Annotated in this window: 18 protein-coding genes and 1 riboswitch; of the genes, 11 read left to right on the top strand and 7 right to left on the bottom strand. The window is 71.3% G+C overall.

The window, feature by feature from the left end; translation table 11 throughout:
• Positions 1–7 precede the first annotated feature (7 nt).
• Complete coding sequence (locus ACFWBT_RS15790; protein WP_385700224.1) at positions 8–2,467, bottom strand: DNA topoisomerase (ATP-hydrolyzing) subunit A; 2,460 nt, start codon at positions 2,465–2,467, stop codon at positions 8–10.
• A 348-nt stretch (positions 2,468–2,815) separates the two neighbouring features.
• Between ACFWBT_RS15790 and ACFWBT_RS15785 the strand changes: the two genes are divergently transcribed.
• The 4 genes from ACFWBT_RS15785 to ACFWBT_RS15770 all read left to right on the top strand — a co-directional run bounded on the left by ACFWBT_RS15785 (position 2,816) and on the right by ACFWBT_RS15770 (position 7,616).
• Positions 2,816–4,186 (top strand): M16 family metallopeptidase, encoded by a 1,371-nt coding sequence (locus tag ACFWBT_RS15785; RefSeq protein ID WP_385700222.1) that lies wholly within the window; start codon positions 2,816–2,818, stop codon positions 4,184–4,186.
• Positions 4,183–5,571, top strand: coding sequence for a M16 family metallopeptidase (locus ACFWBT_RS15780; RefSeq protein ID WP_385700220.1), 1,389 nt, complete (start codon positions 4,183–4,185; stop codon positions 5,569–5,571). Before ACFWBT_RS15785 ends, ACFWBT_RS15780 begins: the two co-directional genes overlap by 4 nt.
• Positions 5,572–5,784: 213 nt before the next feature.
• Positions 5,785–5,946: riboswitch (cyclic di-AMP (ydaO/yuaA leader) on the top strand.
• A 12-nt stretch (positions 5,947–5,958) separates the two neighbouring features.
• A complete protein-coding gene (locus tag ACFWBT_RS15775) occupies positions 5,959–6,723 on the top strand; it encodes a M23 family metallopeptidase (protein ID WP_385700217.1) in 765 nt (254 codons plus the stop codon).
• Positions 6,724–6,920: 197 nt separating this feature from the next.
• Positions 6,921–7,616 carry a GntR family transcriptional regulator gene (locus ACFWBT_RS15770; RefSeq protein WP_266763445.1) on the top strand — a complete coding sequence of 232 codons (696 nt, stop codon included), beginning with the start codon at positions 6,921–6,923 and terminating at the stop codon, positions 7,614–7,616.
• A gap of 225 nt (positions 7,617–7,841) precedes the next feature.
• Here the strand turns inward: ACFWBT_RS15770 and ACFWBT_RS15765 are convergent, their stop codons facing one another.
• A complete protein-coding gene (locus ACFWBT_RS15765; protein ID WP_266763446.1) occupies positions 7,842–8,123 on the bottom strand; it encodes an HPr family phosphocarrier protein in 282 nt (93 codons plus the stop codon).
• Positions 8,124–8,296: 173 nt separating this feature from the next.
• Between ACFWBT_RS15765 and ACFWBT_RS15760 the strand changes: the two genes are divergently transcribed.
• The 4 genes from ACFWBT_RS15760 to ACFWBT_RS15745 all read left to right on the top strand — a co-directional run bounded on the left by ACFWBT_RS15760 (position 8,297) and on the right by ACFWBT_RS15745 (position 13,949).
• Positions 8,297–11,125 carry a GNAT family N-acetyltransferase gene (locus ACFWBT_RS15760; RefSeq protein ID WP_385700214.1) on the top strand — a complete coding sequence of 943 codons (2,829 nt, stop codon included), beginning with the start codon at positions 8,297–8,299 and terminating at the stop codon, positions 11,123–11,125.
• A gap of 352 nt (positions 11,126–11,477) precedes the next feature.
• Positions 11,478–12,065 (top strand): DUF5998 family protein, encoded by a 588-nt coding sequence (locus ACFWBT_RS15755; RefSeq protein ID WP_266763448.1) that lies wholly within the window; start codon positions 11,478–11,480, stop codon positions 12,063–12,065.
• On the top strand, positions 12,065–13,252 hold the full coding sequence (locus tag ACFWBT_RS15750) for an alkaline phosphatase family protein (protein WP_385700210.1): 1,188 nt from the start codon (positions 12,065–12,067) through the stop codon (positions 13,250–13,252). The genes ACFWBT_RS15755 and ACFWBT_RS15750 overlap by 1 nt, the downstream gene beginning before the upstream one ends.
• Positions 13,253–13,304: 52 nt before the next feature.
• Positions 13,305–13,949 carry a thymidine kinase gene (locus tag ACFWBT_RS15745; RefSeq protein WP_351535524.1) on the top strand — a complete coding sequence of 215 codons (645 nt, stop codon included), beginning with the start codon at positions 13,305–13,307 and terminating at the stop codon, positions 13,947–13,949.
• A gap of 101 nt (positions 13,950–14,050) precedes the next feature.
• On the opposite strand, the gene ACFWBT_RS15740 is transcribed toward ACFWBT_RS15745, so the two are convergent.
• Together ACFWBT_RS15740 and ACFWBT_RS15735 are read right to left on the bottom strand one after the other, a co-directional pair.
• Positions 14,051–14,854, bottom strand: a complete 804-nt coding sequence (locus ACFWBT_RS15740; RefSeq protein WP_385700243.1) for a VOC family protein — start codon at positions 14,852–14,854, stop codon at positions 14,051–14,053.
• A gap of 61 nt (positions 14,855–14,915) precedes the next feature.
• Complete coding sequence (locus tag ACFWBT_RS15735; RefSeq protein ID WP_385700205.1) at positions 14,916–15,179, bottom strand: hypothetical protein; 264 nt, start codon at positions 15,177–15,179, stop codon at positions 14,916–14,918.
• Between ACFWBT_RS15735 and ACFWBT_RS15730 the strand changes: the two genes are divergently transcribed.
• Complete coding sequence (locus ACFWBT_RS15730) at positions 15,178–16,005, top strand: sulfurtransferase (RefSeq protein WP_385700203.1); 828 nt, start codon at positions 15,178–15,180, stop codon at positions 16,003–16,005. The two genes, ACFWBT_RS15735 and ACFWBT_RS15730, sit on opposite strands and share 2 nt — an antisense overlap.
• Before the next feature lie 113 nt (positions 16,006–16,118).
• On the opposite strand, the gene sepH is transcribed toward ACFWBT_RS15730, so the two are convergent.
• Positions 16,119–17,201, bottom strand: coding sequence for a septation protein SepH (gene sepH / locus ACFWBT_RS15725; protein ID WP_385700201.1), 1,083 nt, complete (start codon positions 17,199–17,201; stop codon positions 16,119–16,121).
• Between the two features lie 438 nt (positions 17,202–17,639).
• On the opposite strand from sepH, the gene ACFWBT_RS15720 reads away from it, so the two are divergent.
• Positions 17,640–18,434 carry a hypothetical protein gene (locus ACFWBT_RS15720; protein WP_385700198.1) on the top strand — a complete coding sequence of 265 codons (795 nt, stop codon included), beginning with the start codon at positions 17,640–17,642 and terminating at the stop codon, positions 18,432–18,434.
• Here the strand turns inward: ACFWBT_RS15720 and ACFWBT_RS15715 are convergent.
• Together ACFWBT_RS15715 and ACFWBT_RS15710 are read right to left on the bottom strand one after the other, a co-directional pair.
• Entirely contained in the window at positions 18,358–19,677 is a 1,320-nt protein-coding gene (locus tag ACFWBT_RS15715) for a D-arabinono-1,4-lactone oxidase (RefSeq protein WP_385700196.1), read from the bottom strand. The genes ACFWBT_RS15720 and ACFWBT_RS15715 overlap by 77 nt on opposite strands.
• Complete coding sequence (locus ACFWBT_RS15710) at positions 19,637–20,875, bottom strand: MFS transporter (protein ID WP_385700194.1); 1,239 nt, start codon at positions 20,873–20,875, stop codon at positions 19,637–19,639. The genes ACFWBT_RS15715 and ACFWBT_RS15710 overlap by 41 nt, the downstream gene beginning before the upstream one ends.
• A 325-nt stretch (positions 20,876–21,200) precedes the next feature.
• Between ACFWBT_RS15710 and ACFWBT_RS15705 the strand changes: the two genes are divergently transcribed.
• Complete coding sequence (locus ACFWBT_RS15705) at positions 21,201–22,328, top strand: ferrochelatase (RefSeq protein WP_385700190.1); 1,128 nt, start codon at positions 21,201–21,203, stop codon at positions 22,326–22,328.
• Positions 22,329–22,336 lie beyond the last annotated feature (8 nt).

The raw sequence follows: 22,336 nt of genomic DNA, 5'->3' as shown, positions 1-22,336 counted from the left end.
GCGCGGACTACACCGGGCCCGCCACCACCGACACCGGCTTGCCCAGCGAGATGCCCGAGCCGTCCCGGCGCGGGTCGATCTCCGGCAGGTCGACGGGCATACCGGTCTTCTGCGCCGCGCGCCCCGGCGTCGGACCGGCCCAGGCCAGCGACAGGCAGTCCTCGCCCTTCAGGAACCGCTGGCAGCGCACACCGCCCGTGGCGCGGCCCTTGCGCGGGTACTGGTCGAAGGGAGTCAGCTTGGCCGTGGTCTGGACGGAGTCGTCCAGCGTCCCGCGCGAACCCGCCACCGTGAACACCACCGCGTCGACCGCCGGGTCGACGGCCGTGAAGGAGATCACCTTCGCGCCGTCGGTCAGCTTGATGCCGGCCATGCCGCCCGCGGCACGGCCCTGCGGGCGGACCTGCGAGGCCTGGTAGCGCAGCAACTGGGCGTCGTCCGTGATGAAGACCAGGTCCTCCTCGCCGGTGCGCAGCTCGACCGCGCCGACGATCCGGTCGCCGTCCTTGAGGGTGATGACCTCCAACTCCTCCTTGTTCGAGGGGTAGTCGGGCACCACACGCTTGACGACACCCTGCTCCGTGCCGATGGCCAGACCCGGCGATGCCTCGTCGAGCGTCGCCAGACAGATCACCGTCTCGTCCGGCTCCAGGGAGGACAGGAACTCCGAGACCGGAGCGCCGCCGGAGAGATTGGGCGCCGACGCCGTCTCGGGCAGCCGCGGGAGGTCGATCACGTTCAGGCGGAGGAGGCGGCCCAGGGAGGTGACGACACCGATCTCGCCGCGTGCCGTCGCGGGCACCGCGGAGACGATCACGTCGTGCTTGGTGCGCTTGCCGTCCGGGTCCTCCCCGAAGGGGTCACCGGTCGCCGTACGCGCCAGCAGGCCTGTCGAGGACAGCAGCACCCGGCACGGGTCGTCGGCGACCTGGAGCGAGACCGTCGCGGCGGGGCTGCCGGCGGACTCCAGGAGCACCGTGCGCCGGTCGGTGCCGAACTTCTTGGCCACGGCGGCCAGTTCGCCGGAGACCAGCTTGCGCAGCTCCGCGTCCGAGTCCAGGATGCCGGTCAGCTCGTCGATCTCGCCGTTGAGCCGGTCGCGCTCAGACTCCAGCTCGATGCGGTCGAACCGGGTGAGACGGCGCAGCGGCGTGTCCAGGATGTACTGCGTCTGGATCTCGGAGAGCGAGAAGTGCTCGATCAGGCGCTCCTTGGCCTGCGCCGAGTTGTCGCTGGAGCGGATGAGGCGGATGACCTCGTCGATGTCCAGGAGGGCGACGAGGAGACCCTCGACCAGGTGCAGCCGGTCGCGCTTCTTGGTGCGGCGGAACTCGCTGCGGCGGCGTACGACCTCGAAGCGGTGGTCGAGGTAGACCTCCAGCAGCTCCTTGAGGCCCAGGGTGAGCGGCTGACCGTCCACCAGGGCCACGTTGTTGATGCCGAATGACTCCTCCATCGGCGTCAGCTTGTAGAGCTGTTCGAGGACCGCCTCCGGCACGAAGCCGTTCTTGATCTCGATGACCAGGCGCAGTCCGTGCGCGCGGTCGGTGAGGTCCTTGACGTCGGCGATGCCCTGGAGCTTCTTCGCGCCGACCAGGTCCTTGATCTTGGCGATCACCTTCTCCGGGCCGACGGTGAAGGGCAGTTCGGTGACGACGAGGCCCTTGCGGCGCGCCGTGACGTCCTCCACCGACACCGTGGCGCGGATCTTGAAGGTGCCGCGGCCCGTCTCGTACGCGTCCCTGATCCCGGAGAGGCCGACGATCCGGCCGCCGGTGGGCAGGTCGGGGCCCGGGACGTGCTTCATCAGCGTCTCGAGGTCGGCGCCCGGGTACCGGATGAGGTGACGGGCGGCGGCGATGACCTCGCCGAGGTTGTGCGGCGGCATGTTCGTCGCCATGCCGACCGCGATGCCCGACGAGCCGTTGACCAGGAGGTTCGGGAAGGCGGCGGGCAGGGCCACCGGCTCCCGCTCCTGGCCGTCGTAGTTGGGCGAGAAGTCGACCGTGTCCTCGTCGATGGACTCGGTCATCAACGACGTCGCGTCGGCCATCCGGGCCTCGGTGTAACGCATCGCGGCCGGCGGGTCGTCGTTGCCGAGCGATCCGAAGTTGCCGTGGCCGTCGACCAGGGGCAGACGCATGGAGAAGGGCTGCGCCAGACGCACCAGGGCGTCGTAGATGGACGCGTCGCCGTGCGGGTGGAGCTTACCCATGACCTCGCCGACGACGCGGGCACACTTCACATAGCCGCGGTCGGGGCGCAGGCCCATCTCGTTCATCTGGTACACGATGCGGCGGTGCACCGGCTTGAGGCCGTCTCGGGCGTCCGGCAGGGCTCGCGAGTAGATGACCGAGTACGCGTATTCGAGGAAGGAGCCCTGCATCTCGTCCACGACGTCGATGTCGAGGATCTTCTCCTCGTACGAGTCGTCGGGCGGCGGGGTCTTCGTGCTGCGGCGGGCCATCGCTGCTGCGGCTCCTTCACAGTCTCTGCCGGGGCATGAGCGGGTTCTGACGCGCACCATTGTGGACCGCCCCACTGACAACCCGGACCGCGACCCGTCCGTAGCGCCCCCGCGGCGCGCTCCCCGGGCGCCGTCGAGACCGCTCCCGAGCGGCCCCCGGACCCGGTACCCGGCGGCCTCCGGGCCCCTTCGCGGTGCTTCTCGGAGGGTTCTCCGGGGTGTGTCAGGGACACGCGTAAGTCTCGCTCTCGGCGTACGAGGTGCGGGAACTTCGCCAGCCGTCCACGCGCTTGCATACAGTGGCAGGACCGACAGGAATGACGCAGTTCCGCGATCGAAGGGACGTACATGCCCATGGGTCACACGGCCACAGCTGAGGCAGGCTCCGGCGGCCTGACAGCGACCGAGCACCGCCTGGCCAACGGCCTGCGCGTGGTGCTCTCCGAGGATCATCTGACCCCGGTCGCGGCGGTGTGCCTCTGGTACGACGTCGGCTCGCGCCACGAGGTCAAGGGCCGGACCGGACTCGCCCACCTCTTCGAGCACCTGATGTTCCAGGGCTCCAAGCAGGTCCACGGCAACGGTCACTTCGAACTCGTGCAGGGCGCCGGCGGCTCGCTCAACGGCACGACGAGCTTCGAACGCACCAACTACTTCGAGACCATGCCCACCCACCAGCTGGAGCTCGCCCTCTGGCTGGAGGCCGACCGTATGGGTTCGCTCCTCGCGGCACTGGACGACGAGTCCATGGAGAACCAGCGCGACGTCGTGAAGAACGAACGCCGGCAGCGTTACGACAACGTCCCGTACGGCACCGCGTTCGAGAAGCTCACCGCGCTCTCGTACCCCGAGGGCCACCCGTACCACCACACCCCGATCGGGTCGATGGCGGACCTGGACGCGGCCACCCTGGAGGACGCCCGCGCGTTCTTCCGCACGTACTACGCGCCGAACAATGCGGTGCTGTCGGTCGTCGGGGACATCGACCCGGAGCAGACGCTCGCCTGGGTCGAGAAGTACTTCGGTTCCATCCCCGGACACGACGGCAAGGCCGCCCCGCGTGACGGCTCGCTGCCCGACACCATCGGCGAGCAGCTGCGCGAGGTCGTCGAGGAAGAGGTCCCGGCGCGCGCCCTGATGGCCGCCTACCGGCTCCCGGAGGACGGCACGCGCGCGTGCGACGCGGCCGACCTCGCGCTCACCGTCCTCGGCGGCGGCGAGTCCTCCCGCCTCTACAACCGGCTCGTACGCCGTGACCGCACCGCCGTCGCGGCCGGGTTCGGCCTGCTGCGCCTCGCCGGAGCGCCCTCCCTGGGCTGGCTGGACGTGAAGACGTCCGGCGACGTCGAGGTCCCGGTCATCGAGGCCGCCGTCGACGAGGAGCTCGCCCGGTTCGCCGCGGAGGGCCCCACCGCCGAGGAAATGGAGCGCGCGCAGGCCCAGTTGGAGCGCGAGTGGCTGGACCGGCTCGGCACCGTCGCGGGCCGCGCCGACGAACTGTGCCGGTACGCCGTCCTGTTCGGTGACCCGCAGCTCGCCCTGACCGCCGTGCAGCGCGTTCTCGACGTCACCGCGGAGGAGGTCCAGGAGGTCGCCAAGGCCCGCCTGCGCCCCGACAACCGCGCGGTGCTCGTCTACGAGCCGACCGCACCCGAAACGACCGACGCCACCGACGCCACCGACGCCGCTGACGAGACCGACGAGGAGGCGGCGAAGTGACCGAGCTCGCCACCATGGACTTCCATCCGCAGCCCCAGGCCGGCAGCCCCAAGCCGTGGGCCTTTCCCGCTCCCGAGCGCGGCACCCTGGACAACGGCCTGACCGTGCTGCGCTGCCATCGCCCCGGCCAGCAGGTCGTCGCCGTCGAGGTGATCCTCGCCGCGCCGCTGGAGGCCGAGCCCACGGGCCTGGACGGCATCGCCACGATCATGGCGCGCGCCTTCTCCGAGGGCACCGACAAGCACTCGGCCGAGGACTTCGCCGCCGAGCTGGAGCGCTGCGGCGCCACGCTCGACGCGCACGCCGACCACCCCGGCGTCCGCCTGTCCCTCGAAGTGCCCGTCTCGCGCCTGGCCAAGGCGCTCGGCCTGCTCAGCGACGCCCTGCGGGCACCGGCGTTCGCGGACAGCGAGGTCGAGCGGCTGGTGCGCAACCGGCTGGACGAGATCCCGCACGAGACGGCGAACCCGGCCCGTCGTGCCGCCAAGGAGCTCTCCAAGCAACTGTTCCCGGCGAGCGCGCGCATGTCGCGCCCGCGCCAGGGCACCGAGGAGACCGTCCAGAAGATCGACTCCGCGGCCGTACGCGCCTTCTACGAGAAGTACGTGCGCCCCGCGACGGCCACCGCCGTCGTCGTCGGCGACCTGACCGGCGTCGACCTCGACGAGTTGCTCGGCGACACACTCGGCTCCTGGACCGGTTCGTCCGCCGAGCCGCGTCCCGTGCCGCCGGTGAACGCCGACGACACCGGCCGCGTGATCATCGTCGACCGCCCCGGCGCCGTCCAGACGCAGTTGCTCATCGGCCGTGTCGGCGCCGACCGGCACGACCGCGTGTGGCCGGCCCAGGTGCTCGGCACGTACTGCCTCGGCGGCACCCTCACCTCGCGTCTCGACCGCGTCCTGCGCGAGGAGAAGGGCTACACCTACGGCGTGCGGGCGTTCGGTCAGGTCCTGCGCGCCGCGCCGGACGGCACGGGCGTCGCGATGCTCGCCATCAGCGGCTCCGTGGACACCCCGAACACCGGTGCGGCGCTCGACGACCTGTGGAAGGTGCTGCGCACCCTCGCGGCCGAGGGGCTGACCGACGCCGAGCGGGACATCGCCGTGCAGAACCTGGTGGGCGTGGCGCCCCTCAAGTTCGAGACGGCGGGGGCTGTCGCGAGCACGCTCGCCGACCAGGTCGAGCAGTACCTGCCGGACGACTACCAGTCGACGCTCTATCGGCAACTGGCCGCCACCGGCACCGTGGAGGCCACCGCGGCCGCCGTGAGCGCCTTCCCGACGGACCGTCTGGTGACTGTCCTGGTGGGCGACGCCGCGCAGATCGAGGAGCCCGTCAAGGCTCTCGGAATCGGTGAAGTCAGCGTGGTGGCCGCCGAGTAGAGCCCGCGCGACCGAGGGGCCCTGGTGACTGAAGAGTCACCAGGGCTCTCTTTTACCCGGACTTCGTCCCCAAGATGTCCGTATTGGTATGGAGGTTGCCCTTCTGCCCTGTGGGATGCGCTACAAAAACCGTGATCTGTTTGTTGTTCGAATGTCACCCCGTCTAGCGTCGGGCCGACTGTTCGTCAGGCAGTGCGCCGCGCCCGCGGCACCGGACAGTCATCGCCGAGTCCCCGCGTGGCGCGAGCCATGGGGAGCCGGGGACCCACACGTAGTCCCTGGGGTGAATCGGACGCCCTCCCCGGAGGGAGTCCGTAGGAGACCTTCCTGCTCCGAACCCGTCAGCTAACCCGGTAGGCGAGAGGGAAGGAAAGGACCAGCCCCTACATGGCGTTCACCTGTGGCACCGGGAAGCATCGTCGTCCGAACCGGGTGCACAGCACGACCACGAGCGCCGTCGGCGTCGCGGCACTGACCACCACCGGTGTCATCGGAACCCTGGCCGCCCCCGCCTTCGCCGCGGAATCCTTCGTCGAGCGGACCGGGCTGACCCAGGCCATCACCATCGGCGACTCGGTCGCCGACCAGATCGACGCCCAGGCCTTCGCGCAGCAGCGCGCCGCCGACGAGGCCGCCGCGCGGAAGAAGGCCGAGCAGGCCGCCCGCAAGCACGCCGCCGAGCAGGCCGCGAAGGCTCGCGAGGACAAGGAGCGCGCCGCCCGCGAGGCCGAGCGCAAGCGCCTGAACACCTTCGTCATGCCGATCACCGGTTCGTACGTCTCCACCGGCTACCAGGCCAGCAGCAGCCTCTGGTCCTCCGGCAGCCACACCGGCGTCGACTTCCACGCCGCATCCGGCACCTCGGTCCACGCCGTCGGCTCCGGCACGGTCGTCACGGCCGGCTGGGGCGGTGCCTACGGCAATCAAGTCGTGATCAAGATGCACGACGGCACGTACACCATGTACGGCCACCTTTCGTCCATCGGTGTGTCCGTCGGCCAGACGGTCACTCCGGGGCAGCAGATCGCTCTCTCCGGGGACACCGGCAACACCACCGGACCGCATCTTCACTTCGAGGCCCGGACGACCGCCGAGTACGGCTCGGACCTGAACCCGGTCGCGTACCTGCGTTCGCACGGCGTCAACGTCTGACGACCGCTTCGCCGCTTCTCCACCGCTTTCGATGCCCCGGCTCACCGAGCCGGGGCATCATCGTTTCCGGAGGGCGTCTGTCCAAAAAATATCCATGGATTCAGGCCTGCCATCGGAAATTCCGGCTTCCTGCAATAGAGTCACTGAACAAGCGTCAATCGATGGCGTTTCGCGGGGATTAAAGCGGAGGTCCGGTCATGCGTATTCCGGCGCACTCGGTATGCACGGCGATCCGTGACGACATCGTCGCGGGTGTCTACGAGCGTGGCGGCCGGCTGACCGAGGAACTGCTCGCGCGGCGCTACGGCGTCTCACGCGTCCCCGTGCGCGAGGCTCTGCGCACGCTGGAGGCCGAGGGCTTCGTGGTCACCCGCCGGCACGCGGGCGCGTGCGTCGCGGAACCCACCGAGCAGGAGGCGGCGGACCTCCTGGAGATGCGCATGCTGCTGGAGCCGCTGGGGGCCGCGCGGGCCGCCCAGCGGCGCACGGAGGCTCACCTCAAGGTGCTCCGGGGCCTGGTCAGGCTGGGGCAGGAGCGTTCCAGGAGGGGCCACAGCGAGGATCTGCGCTCCCTGGGCGGCTGGTTCCACGAGACGCTCGCACAGGCGTCCGGCAGCCCGGCGCTGACCTCCACGCTCGCCCAGCTGCGACACAAGATCGCCTGGATGTACTCGGTGGAGGCGCCGGCCAACCCCGCGGAGTCCTGGGCGGAGCACGGTGGCATCGTGGACGCGGTCGCCCGCGGCGACAGTGAGCGGGCCCGCGCGATCACGGCCCTGCACGCCGAGCGTGCGACGGCCGCGCACCGGCTCCGCTTTCCCGGCGGCGGAGATCGGCCGGAACGTGTGAGAACTTCGCAACATCCCGTAAACATGACGGGCCCGCGTCATTAACACAGGCGCCGTATACAAAGAGGGATATTCGGCAGGGGCCTATTTCTGATGCCCTTTTTGTTCGCGTGCCAGGAATTCGGGCGCGCGCTATTCTCGTGGCCGCGCGGCGCGGGTCGCGCGTGCCGCCGGGGAATTCCTGAACGGGGTGCGGAAAACGGCTGAGCCGCGCCGCCCGGAGAAGGGGTGGCGCGGCTCGGCCGTACGTGTCCTGGGTGCCTTGTGGGCTCAGACGGTCTCGGGGAGCTCGTCGAGCCCCTCGGCGACGAGCCTCGCCAGGCGGTCGAGAGCGGCGTCCGCGCCCTCGGCGTCCGACGCGAGGACGATCTCCTCGCCACCCTGGGCCCCCAGGCCGAGGACCGCGAGCATGGAGGCCGCGTTGACGGGGTTGCCGTCGGCCTTGGCGATCGTCACCGGGATGCCGGAGGCCGTGGCGGCCCGGACGAAGATGGAGGCGGGGCGGGCGTGGAGGCCCTCGTTCCAGCCGACGTTGACGCGGCGCTCAGCCATGTGATGCTGCCCTTCGGGTGTTCCGGGTTGTCTAGACCAGTGTCCCATATCGTGAAGCGTGCCCGGACGGTCCCTGGTCCGTCCACGGCGACGGCGGACCGCGGCTCGCTCCGGCGTCCGTCTCCACAGACTGCCTCGCGCCGTTGTCGTACGCGAGCCGTACTCTGGGGCCCATGCAGACCTCGTCGGACCGGCACGAGTACCCCGCTCACTGGGAGGCCGACGTGGTGCTGCGTGACGGCGGCACCGCGCGCATCAGGCCCATCACCGTGGACGACGCCGAGCGCCTGGTCAGCTTCTACGAGCAGGTGTCCGACGAGTCGAAGTACTACCGCTTCTTCGCGCCGTATCCGCGGCTGTCCGCCAAGGACGTCCACCGGTTCACCCACCACGACTTCGTGGACCGAGTGGGTCTCGCGGCCACGGTGGGCGGCGAGTTCATCGCCACCGTGCGCTTCGACCGGATCGACGCCGACGGCCGACCCGCGTCCTCACCCGCCGAGGAGGCCGAGGTCGCCTTCCTCGTGCAGGACGCCCATCAGGGCCGAGGCGTCGCCTCGGCCCTGCTCGAACACATCGGGGCCGTGGCCCGCGAGCGCGACATCCGCCGCTTCGCCGCCGAGGTGCTGCCCGCCAACAACAAGATGATCAAGGTGTTCACGGACGCCGGGTACACCCAGAAGCGCAGCTTCGAGGACGGCGTCGTACGCCTGGAGTTCGACCTCGAACCCACCGACCGGTCGCTCGCCGTGCAGCGCGCGCGGGAGCAGCGCGCCGAGGCCCGGTCCGTGCAGCGGCTGCTCGCCCCCGGCTCGGTCGCCGTCATCGGAGCCGGGCGCGCACCCGGTGGTGTCGGCCGCAGCGTCCTCGACAACCTGCGCGGAGCCGGGTTCACCGGGCGCCTGTACGCCGTGAACACGGCACTCCAGGAGAAGGAACTCGACGGAGTCCCGGCCCACCGCTCCATCCGGGACATCGCCGAGCCCGTCGACCTCGCCGTCGTCGCCGTGCCCGCCGCGTACGTCCCCGAGGTCGTCACGGAATGCGGCGAACACGGGGTGCAGGGACTCGTGGTGGTCTCCGCCGGGTACGCCGAGAGCGGTCCCGAAGGGCGCGAGCGCCAGCGCGAACTCGTGCGGCACGCGCGCACGTACGGGATGCGCATCATCGGGCCCAACGCCTTCGGAGTCATCAACACCTCCCCCGAGGTGCGCCTGAACGCCTCGCTCGCCCCCCAGATGCCCCGCCCCGGCCGGATCGGCCTGTTCGCGCAGTCCGGTGCCATCGGTATCGCCCTGCTGTCCCGGCTGCACCGGCGCGGCGGCGGCGTCACGGGCGTGACCGGCGTGTCGACCTTCATCTCCTCCGGGAACCGGGCGGACGTGTCCGGCAACGACGTCCTTCAGTACTGGTACGACGACCCGGACACCGACGTCGCCCTGATGTACCTCGAATCCATCGGCAACCCGCGCAAGTTCACCCGCCTCGCGCGGCGGACGGCGGCCGCGAAGCCGCTGGTCGTGGTCCAGGGGGCCCGGCACGGCGGGGCCGCTCCCCAGGGGCACGCCGTACGGGCCACCCGGTTGCCGCACGCCACCGTCTCCGCGCTGCTGCGCCAGGCCGGAGTGATCCGGGTGGACACGATCACCGAACTCGTCGACGCGGGCCTCCTGCTGGCACGCCAGCCGCTCCCCAGGGGACCCCGGGTGGCGATCCTCGGGAACTCCGAGTCGCTGGGGCTTCTGACGTACGACGCGTGTCTCGCCGAAGGGCTCAGGCCGCTTCCGCCGCGGGACCTGACCACGGCGGCCTCGGCGGAGGACTTCCACCGGGCGCTGGCGGAGGCCCTCGCCGACGACGGCTGCGACGCCGTGGTCGTGACGGCCATACCGGCGGTGGGGGAGACCTCGGCCGCCGACGCGGCGCTCGCCGAGGCACTCCGGTCCTCCGCGGCGGCGGCTCCGGCGAAACCCGTGCTCGTGGTGCACGTCGAGCTGGGCGGGCTCGCCGAGGCCCTGTCCGCCGCCGCGAGCACCGCTCCCCAGGCCGCCGACACGGCACCCGGTGCGGCGCCCGGCGCCCGGTTCCACCCCGCCGACCGCTCGCCCACCGCGGTGAGCGCCGATGCCGCGTCGGACTCCCGGCTCATCCCCGCCTACCCCGCGGCCGAGCGGGCCGTCCGTGCCCTCTCCGAAGCCGTCAAGTACGCCCAGTGGCGCCTGGACGCCGGCGAGCCCGGCAAGGTGCCCGAGCACGAGGACATCGACGAAAAGGGAGCGGCGCGGCTGATCGACGACCTCCTCGCGCGCGGGGAGGGGCTGACGCTCGGTGGCGAGGAGACGGGGGCGCTGCTCGGGCGGTACGGCATCGACGTACACCGTTCCCTGCCCGCCCCCACACCGGACGACGCCGTGGCGGCCGCGCGCTCCATCGGATATCCCGTGGCCCTCAAGACCACTGCCCCGCACCTGCGGCACCGCGCCGACCTGGGCGGCGTACGGCTGGACCTGGCGGACGAGGAACAACTGCGCCGGGCGTACACGGAGTTGACCGAGCTGTTCGGGACGCCGACGGTGCTGCGCCCGGTCGTGCAGGGGATGGCGCCGCGCGGCGTCGACACGGTCGTCCGCGCGGTGATCGACCCGGCGGCCGGGGCGGTGCTCTCCTTCGGGCTCGCCGGAGCCGCCTCTGAACTGCTCGGGGACACGGCGCACCGGCTGATTCCGGTCACCGACCGGGACGCGGCCTCACTGGTCCGGTCGATCCGGACGGCGCCGCTCCTGTTCGGCTGGCGCGGCTCCGCGCCGGTCGACACGGCGGCCCTCGAAGAGCTCATGCTGCGGATGTCCCGGCTGGTCGACGACCACCCCGAGGTCGTCGCGGTCTCGCTGGAGCCGGTCGTGGTCGCCCCGACCGGTCTGAGCGTGCTGGGCGCCACGGTACGACTGGCCCGCGCCCCGCTCCGGGACGACCTCGGCCCCCGGACCCTGCCGGTCGTCTGAGTCGCCTGAGTCGTCCGAGCCGGCCGGGGCGCCCGTGCCGTTCGTGCCGTCCGAGGGGCACTGGCTCCAGGGCGGTCCGTACCGCGGCGCGGCCCGGCCCCGCACGGCGGTCGTCGCCCGAGCGGTGTCGCCAGAGAGGTCCTCGCCCCGGACCTCTGCCCGTGTCCCAGGTGCCGCCCCGGGCGTCCGCCGCCCGTCCGGTGTGCCGCGGCGCTTCCCCGTCCCGGCCGTGTCGCCGCTGTCGCCGTACGCACGTCCGCCCGGTCGCCGTCCCCGGTTCGATCTGTTCCGTCCACGACAGACCGCCGCGAGCGGTGCCTCGCAGTCAGTGGGCCCCCGTAGGATGGACGACATGGCCAAGACCAGTACGACGACCCAGGGGCTGCGAGCGGCGATCGAGCGCAGCGGCTACTACCCGGCCCTCGTGGCCGAGGCGGTGGAGGCCGCGATCGGCGGCGAGACCATCCGGTCGTACCTGGTCCACCAGGAGACGACGTTCGACGCGAACGAGGTGCGCCGGCACGTCACCGTGCTCGTCCTCACCGGCAACCGCTTCATCGTCAGCCACACCGACGAGCAGAACGCGGACACCACGTCCCCGACGCCGTACGCCACCACTTCGACGGAGTCGGTCAAGCTCGGCCGGATCTCGTCGGTGGTCGTCAGCCGCGTCGTCGCGAACCCCGAGTCGTACACACCGGGCACGTTGCCCCGCGAGGTGGTCCTGACCATCGGCTGGGGCGCCGTCTCCCGCATCGATCTGGAGCCGGCCGCCTGCGGTGACCCCAACTGCGAGGCCGATCACGGCTACACGGGCAACTCGACAGCCGACGACCTGAGCCTGCGCGTCAGCGAGGCAGGGGACGGTCCGGAGACCGTCCGCCAGGCCCTGGCCTTCGCGCAGTCCCTCTCCGAGGCGACCGCGGACACCACCCGCTGATGGCCCTGCCCACCTGGGACCACCCGGAGCCGCTCGCCATCGGCTCCGCGCCCGTCCCCGAGTACGGAGCCGGCTCGCTGGCCGATCTGCTGCCCACGCTCGCCGCGGGCATGTCCGTGCCCGGCGCGAGGGCCGCCATACCGGAGCTGGCCGCAGCCGACCGGAACTGCGTGTTCCTGATCGACGGACTCGGCTGGGAGCAGCTCAAGGCCCACCCGGACGAGGCACCCTTCATGACGTCGCTCCTGGCGTCCTCGCGGGGTGGCACAGGGCGTCCGATCACCGCGGGTTACCCTGCCACCACCGCGACCTCCCTCGCCTCCGTCGGCACCGGCCTGCCCCCGGGCGCGCACGGCCTGCCCGGCTACACCGCGCGCAACCCCGCCACCGGCGACCTGATGAACCAGCTCCGCTGGAACCCGTGGACCGATCCGCGCGCCTGGCAGCCCTACCCCACGATCTTCCAGCTGGCGGACGCGGCGGGTGTGCACACCGCCCAGGTCTCCTCGCCCACCTTCCAGAACACACCGCTGACGAAGATCGCGCTGAGCGGCGGGACGTTCCACGGCCGGCTGACCGGCGAGGAGCGCATGGACTTCGCGGCCGAGCAACTGGCCGCCGGGGACCGCTCCTTGGTCTACACGTACTACGCGGAGGTGGACGGCAAGGGCCACCGCTTCGGTGTCGACTCGGACCCCTGGCGCGGCCAGCTGATGTACGTCGACCGCCTGGTCCAGCGCCTCGCGGAGCAGTTGCCGCCGCGCTCCTCGCTGTACGTCACCGCCGACCACGGCATGATCGACATCCCCTTCGACGAGCAGCACCGCATCGACTTCGACGAGGACTGGGAGCTGCGCGCCGGGGTCGCCCTGCTGGGCGGCGAGGGCCGTGCCCGCCATGTGTACGCGGTCCCGGGCGCCGAGGTGGACGTGCTGACCTGCTGGCGCGAGGTCCTCGGCGAGCAGTTCTGGATCGCCTCCCGGGACCAGGCGATCGAGGCGGGCTGGTTCGGCCCGCAGGTCGACGAGCGAGTGTACGCCCGGCTGGGCGACGTCATCGCGGCCGCCCGGGACGACGTCCTGATCATCGCGTCCGAGCGGGAGCCGAAGGAGTCGGCGATGGTCGGCAACCACGGTTCGATGACCCCCGTCGAGCAACTGGTGCCGCTCCTCCAAGTACGCTCCTGACGCCCTTCTCTCCTTCCCCCTGCCTCCGTTGCCGAAAGGTACTCAACTCCCCATGCCCGAGCTGGTGTTCTTCTCCGGAACGATGGACTGCGGGAAGTCCACGCTGGCTCTCCAGATCGAGCACAACCGCTCGGCGCGGGGTCTGCAGGGCATGATCTTCACGCGCGACGACCGCGCGGGCGAGGGCAAACTCTCCTCGCGTCTCGGCCTGGTCACCGACGCGGTCGAGGTGGCGGACGACCAGGACCTGTACGCCTACCTGGTCGACCACCTCTCCCAGGGCGGCCGGGCGGACTACGTGATCGCGGACGAGGCCCAGTTCCTGGCCCCCCGGCAGATCGACCAGCTGGCCCGGGTGGTGGACGACCTGGGGGTCGACGTCTTCGCCTTCGGGATCACCACCGACTTCCGCTCCAAGCTGTTCCCGGGCTCCCAGCGCCTCGTCGAACTGGCCGACCGGGTCGAGGTCCTCCAGGTGGAGGCCCTGTGCTGGTGCGGCGCCCGCGCCACGCACAACGCCCGCACCGTGGGCGGCGAGATGGTCGTCGAGGGCGCCCAGGTCGTCGTCGGCGACGTCAACCAGCCCGACGTCGGCTACGAGGTCCTGTGCCGCAGGCACCACCGTCGCCGTATGACGGCCGCCACGGCCCACGCGAGCGCCCTGTCACCCGATGTCCTGCCGATCGCCTCGGCCTGAGGCCTGAGCCCCGGGTCCGATGCCCCGGGTCCGATGCCCTCGGCCCCGGCTCGCTGGCGCCCGGCCCGTCGCCGGCTCGCCGGGTACCCCGGCTCACCGCGTCATGTGACGGCATGGATCAGGGAGAACGTCGCTCCCTCCGGATCCGCCACGGTCGCCACACGGCCGTACGGGGAGTCGTGGGCCGGTCCGACGAGGTGCCCGCCGAGTTCCGTGACGCGGCGGACGGTCTCGTCCACGTCGGCGGCCTCGAAGTACGTGAGCCAGTGCGGACCGCGGTCGCGGGGCAGGGTGTTCCCGACCCCGTGCACGCCCGCCACCGGGCGGCCTTCGATGTGCAGGGTCACGTAGTCGAAGTCGGGCGAGACGGTCGGCTCCAGTTCGTAGCCGAAGACCCCCTGGTAGAACTTGACGACACTCTGGGTGTCGCGCGTCACGAGCTCGTTCCACACCGGGGTGCCGGGCACGCCGGTGATCTCCGTGCCGGGGTGGGCCACCACCTGCCAGAGGCCGAAGACGGCGCCCGACGTGTCGGAGGCGATCGCCAGACGGCCGGCCTCGGCCGCGTCGAGCGGTCCCACGCCCACGGTTCCGCCGCTGAGCCGTACCGTCTCGGCGGTCTGGTCCACGTCCGCCGACGCGAAGTACGGCGTCCAGGCGATGGGCAGGTGCCGGTCGGGCGGCAACTGGCCGATCCCGGCCACCTCGTGGCCGTCGAGCAGCGCTCGCGCGTACGGGCCGAGCTGGGGTGGGCCAGGCTGGAACTCCCAGCCGAACAGCGCTCCGTAGAAGTCCTGGGTCGCGGCCATCTCATGCACCATCAGGCTCACCCAGCAGGGTGTGCCGGGCAGGTGCCGAGCGTGCGTGGTGTCGTTCGGGCCGGCCGATTCCCGTGCCTCGGTCATCGTCACTCTCTTCTCGGCCACTCGCGGTGGCCGGTCACCTTCCGCCTGCGAACACGCGTACTCAGTCGCGTGCGTGCACGCCCCGTGCCGATGTTCGCACCACCGGCCGTGCCGCGCGTCCCGGCCGCGCCGCCGTTCGGCGGCCCGCGACGAGAGGAAGCCCGATATGCCGTTTCTCATCCATTTCGGAGTGATTGCCGCGTGGTGTCCATCGGTTGTACAGCATGTGCCCGATCCCGTACGCCTGGTGATCGGACCTGTCCGGCGGAGCAGAGTAGCCGGACATGGACGACGCGGCCACCCCGTGCGCAAGGATGGTGGCCATGAACGCCATCATCACCGCACCCGAGCTCGCGAGCGATCTGGCGGGTCCGAACCCGCCGGTGCTCCTCGACATCCGCTGGCAGTTGGGCGGCCCCAACCTGCGCTCCGAGTACGAGAACGCGCACATCCCGGGTGCCGTCTTCGTCGATCTGGATTCCGAACTGGCTGGTCCGGCCGGTGCGGCGGGCCGCCATCCGCTTCCCGGCGCCGAGGTCTTCGGCGCGGCGATGCGGGCCGCGGGAGTGTCCGAGAACCGTGACGTGGTCGTGTACGACGGAGGGCAGGGCTGGGCCGCCGCGCGTGCCTGGTGGCTGCTCGGCTATTCGGGTCATCCGTCGGTACGCGTGCTTGACGGCGGGTTCGCCGCCTGGAGCGGTCCGGTGTCCTCGGAGGTCCCCTCGCCGACGCCCGGAACGTTCGTACCGGCGCCCGGCGCACGGCCGTTGCTCGACGCGGACGGGGCCGCCGCGCTCGCCCGCACCGGGCTGCTGCTCGATGCCCGCGCCGGTGAGCGGTACCGGGGCGAGGTCGAGCCGATCGATCCGGTCGGCGGGCACATCCCGGGCGCCGTCTCCGCCCCGACCACCGAGAACGTCACGGAGGACGGACGGTTCCTGCCGTCGGCCGAACTCGCCGACCGCTTCAAGTCCCTCGGCGTGACGCCCACGTCCGAGGTCGGCGTCTACTGCGGCTCCGGTGTCTCGGGGGCCCATGAGGTGCTGGCCCTCGCCGTGTCCGGCATTCCCGCGGCTCTGTACGCGGGTTCGTGGTCGGAGTGGTCCCAGGACGGCGACCGCCCCGTCGCGGTGGGCCCCGACCCGCAGTGACAGCCCGGTGCTCCGGGTCCGCCGTGCAGGGCGCGCCCGCCCCGCCCCGCCGCCGGTTGTACGAGGACGGGGCCCGCACCGGATCGGCGCGGGCCCCGTCGTCGTACACCTGGCTAGTCCTGCTTCTTCCGCCGTGTGCCGAAGACGATCTCGTCCCAGCTCGGGACCGCCGCTCTGCGGCCCGGGCGGACGCCGTCGGCTTCGGCCTGGCGGTCGGTCGCGCCGACGAGCCGGTCGCGATGGCTGCCGACCGAGCGGGGCATCAGCACGTCCGCGTACGCGGAACCGGCACCGGCCGAGGCGGCGGGAGCCGGGGGCTCCTCCGCCTCGGATTCGTCGGCGGGCTCCTCGGCGGGCCGCTCGGTGGTGGCGGGCCGCTCCGGGACGACCATGTCGCCCCGGAAGCTGGGCACAGCCTCCAGGAGACTGGTCAGCGAGTCCCGGTCCTCGGCCTCCTCGGCCGGTTCCGGGGGCGGCGGGGGCAGGCTCGGCCGCTCCATCTGCCGGTCCAGGGCGCGGTCCAGCGGACGGTCGCGGGGCAGCCTGGCGATCCGCGGCACGAACGGGAAGCTCGGCTCGGGTGCCGCGAGGTCCTCGGGCTCGCCGATCAGCGAGCGCGCCTCGTCGTCGACGGCCTGGACGAGCCGCCGGGGCGGGTCGTAGGTCCAGCTCGCGGCGTGCGGTTCACCCGCGACCCGGTAGACCAGCAGGACTTCCCAGGTGCCGTCGTCGCGGCGCCACGAGTCCCACTGGACGGTGTCCTTCTCGGCGCCCCGGATCAGCAGCCGCTCCTGGACGGCCTCGCCGAGCTGGGGTCCGGCGTTCTCTCCGGGGCGGCGGACGGGAGTCTTCCTGGCGCGCTCGGCCATGAAGGCGCGCTCGGCCAGCACGGGTCCCTCGAAGCGACGGACGCGATCGACGGGGATTCCGGCGAGCTGCGCGACTTCCTCCGCGGAGGCGCCGGCGCGTATACGCGCCTGGATGTCTCGGGGGCGAAGATGGCTCTCCACCTCGATCTCGATCTGGCCGAGGCGGGGACGGTCGCCGCGTACGGCGGCGCGCAGACGCTCGTCAATCGGAAGCGTGTACTCCGTACTGTCCGCAGCCTTCAGCACCAGCCGTGTGCCGTCGTTAGAGACGGCCACGACACGCAGTTCGGGCATGGGGACCTCCCGGGTGGTGCCTGCCGACGTCACGTGCGTCGCTGCTTCCGCTAGTCGAGTGTGGCCTGCCCGGGTGCAGCCTGCCACAACCTTGCCGAGTTGCCCGGCGTGTCGGGCACGGGCCCGGGGTCGCCGTTATGGCACGGTTACCTATTCGCAACGCTAAGTGACGAACTCCATCACCCTGTGCAACGAGCCCCCTCCCGGCGGTCCTGCAAGGCCCCGGACGCCCTGGCGGGAGTCCGGACCCAGGGCTCGCAACAGTACTCCATTCGGGCCACATGCGTGGATCGGCACGCCGCCCAACTTCGAGCGGGGGGTGGTAGTTGGCCGTTCCTGGCGCCTTCAGGGGATCGTCGAACGTGGCGCACTTCACGTAATCGGCAGAAACGGAACTAATCGTTTCGCCCGTACGTCCCCTTCTCGTGCGATCGGTCGATCAAGTACGGGAAAGGCAGGCAAGGTCCGGGAATGCGTGAGAAGCCTGAAGTCGGCGGCGAGGAGCCGGGTGCCGACGTGGAGCCGAGGAAGAAGCGGGTGGACCTGAGCGTCCCTCAAGTGGCGGGCAGCGCGGTGGCCGCGGTGGTCGCCGCGAAACTCGCCTCGTACTTCGGCGTCTACGGGACGATCCTGGGCGCGGGGCTGGTCAGCGCCATCGCCACCTGCGGAGGAACGCTCTTCCAGCACTTCTTCAGGCGTACCGGCGAACAGATACGTGACGTGAAGGTGCAGCCGAAACCGAAGCCCCGGCGGATGCCCGGTAATCCCGGCGAGTTCACCGAGGGGACCGTCTACCGCGCACGGGTCAGGAGTTGGAAGCGGCCGCTGGTCGCGACCGCCCTCGTCTTCGGCGTCACGATGGCCGGAATCACCACGTTCGAAATGGTCTCGGGGCGCAGTTTCAGCGGCGACGGCACGAGCACGACGGTCGGCGACGCCTTCAAGGGGCACAGGTCCGGCTCGGGAAGTCCGGAGCCCGGCACGGCACCCTCGACCGGGTCGTCGCCTTCCACGGCCCCGGCCGCTCCGGAGGAGACGTCCCCGTCCACCGGCGGTGGCGGCTCGGGGGACCTGGGCGGCGCCGGCGGAAGCGGCGGGGACGCGACGGCGGAACCGACGCCCGGCGACGGCGCGTCCCCGGGACCGGAAGCTGGGGACGGCGCCCCGACTCCCGCACCCAGCACGACCGCTACGACCCCAGAACCCTCCGCAAGTAGTCGTTCGCAAAGCGCCGATCCGGATCGAGCCGATCCCTCAGCGCCGTGAACTCGCCGAAGCGCGGATAGACCTTGGTGAAGTACTCGGCGTCGCGCGTGTGCACCTTGCCCCAGTGCGGCCGCCCCTCGTGCGCGGTGAAGATCCGCTCGGCCGCGGTGAAGTACTCCTGATAGGGGGTCCCCCTGAACATGTGGACGGCGATGTACGCGCTCTCCCGTCCGGACGCCGTGGACAGGGTGATGTCGTCGGCGGGCGCGGTCCTCACCTCCACCGGGAAGCTGACCCGCAGGGACGAGCGGTCGACCATCGACTTCAGCTCGCGCAGCGTCTCGACGAGGGCCTCGCGCGGCACGGCGTACTCCATCTCCACGAAACGCACGCGGCGCTGAGAGGTGAAGACCTCGTACGGAATGTCGGTGTAGGTGCGCGCGGACAGCGCGCGGCTGGAGAGTCTCGCCATCGACGGGATGGCGGCGGGCACGGCCCGGCCGAGCAGATTGACCACCTGGAAGACGCCGTTGGAGAGGAACTCGTCCTCGATCCAGCCGCGGATCGGCCCCACCGGCCTCTCGGGGCCGGCGCTGCGGTTGTTGCGCTTGGTGTTGCAGTTGCCCGTGTGCGGGAACCAGTAGAACTCGAAGTGCTCGTTCTCGGTGAAGAGTTCCTCGAAGTCGGCGGTGACCCTGTCGAAGGTCATCGGCTCCTCGCGGGCCGTGAGGAGGAAGACGGGCTCCACGGAGAAGGTGATCGCGGTGACGATCCCCAGGGCGCCGATGCCTATTCGGGCCGCCGCGAAGACCTCGGGGTTCTCGTGCTCGGAGCAGGACAGCACCGAGCCGTCCGCCGTCACCAGTTCGAGGCCCTTGATCTGCGCGGCGATCGAGGCCGAGTCGCGCCCGGTGCCGTGCGTCCCGGTGCTGATCGCCCCCGAAACGGTCTGCTCCATGATGTCGCCCATGTTCGTGAGCGACAGACCCTCACGCGCGAGCGCCATGTTGAGTCTCTTGAGCGGAGTGCCCGCCTCGACCGTGACCGTCATGGCCGTACGGTCGATCTTGCGGATGCCGGTCAACAGTTGAGGACGGATCAATACGCCGTCGGTCGCGGCGGCCGCCGTGAAGGAGTGCCCGGTGCCGACGGCCTTCACCGTCAGGCCGTCCTCGGCCGCCTTCCGCACGGCGGCGGAGAGTTCGTCGACCGAGGCAGGGGTGACCTCCCGTACGGGACGGGCGGTGACGTTCCCCGCCCAGTTACGCCACGTGCCGCTCTTCCCGCTCACTGTGGTGCTCATGAGACCCTCCCCGCTGCGGAACCGGCCTGCTGAGCCGGCGATACCCGAGGAAACCGACCGCGACCGCGACGGCCCCGGACACCGCCGGAACCCCGTACCCGGCCTCGGCGCCGGCGGAGTCGATCACCCAGCCGGCCACGGAGGAGCCGAGCGCGACTCCGACCGCGAGTCCGGTGCTCACCCAGGTCATGCCTTCGGTCAGTTTCGCGCGAGGTACGTGCTGTTCGATGAGGGACATCGTCGTGATCATCGTGGGAGCGATGGAGAGGCCCGCAACGAACAGCGCCACGGCCAGGAACGGCAAGTTTCCGACCAGTAGGAGGGGGATCATACTCACGGCCATCGCGCATATGCCCAGCAGCCACCTGCGTTCGGGCGCCCCCTTGAAGTGCATCAGTCCGAAGACGGCTCCCGCGAGACAGGAGCCCGCCGCGTAGAGGGCCAGCACGATGCTCGCGGCGCCCTTGTGGCCCTGCTCCTCGGCGAAGGCCACGGTGACCACGTCGACGGCTCCGAAGATCGTCCCGGTCGCCACGAACGTGGCCACCAGGACCTGGAGTCCGGCCGAGCGGAGCGCCGAACCGCCGGCGTGCTGCCCGCGCGGATGCGGCTCGGGCTCGGTGGCGCGCTGGGAGGTCAGCCAGAAGACCCCGGCCGCCAGGAAGCAGGCGGCGAGCAGCGGTCCGGCCTCCGGGAACCACACCGTGGACAGGCCGATGGAGATGATCGGCCCGAAGATGAAGCAGATCTCGTCCACCACGGACTCCAGGGAGTACGCGGTGTGCAGTTGCGGGGTGCCACCGTAGAGAGCCGCCCAGCGGGCCCGGATCATCGCGCCGACGCTCGGGACGCAGCCGATGCCGGCCGCGCACACGAACAGCACCCAGTCCGGCCACTCGAAGTGCGCGGCGACCAGCAGTCCGGCGGCCGCCGTGAGCGCGAAGAGCGTCACCGGGCGCAGGACCCGCCGCTGTCCGTGCAGGTCCACCATCCGCGAGACCTGCGGACCCATCGCCGCGGCCGCCAGCGCGATGGTCGCCGACAAGGCGCCCGCGAGACCGTACCGCCCGGTCAGCTGGGAGATCATCGTGACCACGCCGATGCCCATCATGGACAGCGGCATCCTGCCGAGCAGGCCCGCGGCGGAGAAGCCCTTGGAGCCGGGGGCGGCGAACAGGGCGCGGTACGGGCTGGGCACGGGGGTCTCCGTCGGCTCGGCTCGGCCCCACCCGGTCACCACGGGCGGCCCGAACTTCGGTAAGGCGTGAAGCTGGCCGATACAGCTTACGGGTTAGGTGACCCTAAACGCACGCCTCCGTGCCCCCTCCGCCCACCCCGCGCACCCCCTCGCACCGGCCCCGCGCACCCCATGACACGTACTCCGCGCACCCCCTGACACCCACCCCGCGCCCCCTCGCACCCGCCCGAGCACGTGTCCCCACACCCGCCGGGCCCTACGTCGCCGCCTCCTTCACCGCCCCGCCGTTTCTCGCATGTCACTGGCGGGTGGCAGGATCGGACGCATGCCAGAAGCGCTCGATGCCACCCCCTACGACGCCCTGCTCCTGCTCTCGTTCGGCGGTCCCGAAGGCCGGGACGAAGTGGTCCCGTTCCTGGAGAACGTGACGCGGGGCCGGGGTATCCCCAAGGAACGGCTCAAGGAGGTGGGGCAGCACTACTTCCTGTTCGACGGGATCAGCCCCATCAACGAGCAGAACCGCGCCCTGCTCGACGCGCTGCGCAAGGACTTCGCGGAGCACGGACTGGATCTGCCGGTCTACTGGGGCAACCGGAACTGGGCGCCGTATCTGACCGACACGCTGCGCGAGATGGTCGCCGACGGGCGGCGCCGGATCCTCGTGCTGGCCACCAGCGCGTACGCCTCGTACTCGGGCTGCCGGCAGTACCGCGAGGACCTGGCGGGGGCGCTGGCCGTGCTGGAGGGGGAGGGGCTGGAGCCGCCGAGGATCGACAAGCTGCGGCACTACTTCAACCATCCCGGGTTCGTGGAGCCGATGGCCGAGGGTGTTCTGCGGTCGCTGGCGGAACTGCCCGAGGAGGTCCGTGCCGACGCGCATCTGACGTTCACCACGCACTCGATCCCGGTCGCCGCGGCGGACACCTCCGGCCCGGTCGAGGGACACGGTGACGGTGGCGCGTACGTCCGGCAGCATCTGGACGTGGCCCGGCTGATCGCGGAGGCGGTGCGGGAGCGGACCGGGACCGCCCACCCGTGGAAGCTCGTCTACCAGTCGCGCTCCGGGGCCCCGCACATTCCGTGGCTGGAGCCGGACATCTGCGACCACCTGGAGGAGTTGCACGGGGCCGGGGTGGCGGCGGCGGTGATGGTGCCGATCGGATTCGTCTCGGACCACATGGAGGTCCTGTACGACCTCGACACCGAGGCGACAGCGAAGGCGGCGGAGTTGGGTCTGCCGGTGCGCCGTTCGGCCACGGTGGGCTCCGACCCCCGCTTCGCCGCGGCGGTCCGTGACCTGGTGCTGGAGCGCGCCGCGGCCGAGAGCGGCCGACGGGTGACACCGTGTGCCCTGGGCGCGCTGGGCGCGAGTCATGACCTGTGCCCGGTGGGCTGCTGTCCGGCCCGTACGCCCAAGCCCGCCGCCGCGGGCGCCGACAGCCCCTACGCATGAGGAGCCCC

Source organism: Streptomyces sp. NPDC060027 (assembly GCF_042737005.1).
Classification (GTDB): domain Bacteria; phylum Actinomycetota; class Actinomycetes; order Streptomycetales; family Streptomycetaceae; genus Streptomyces.
Note: the sequence above shows the minus strand (reverse complement) of the source record. Positions and strands in the feature narration are given on the sequence as shown.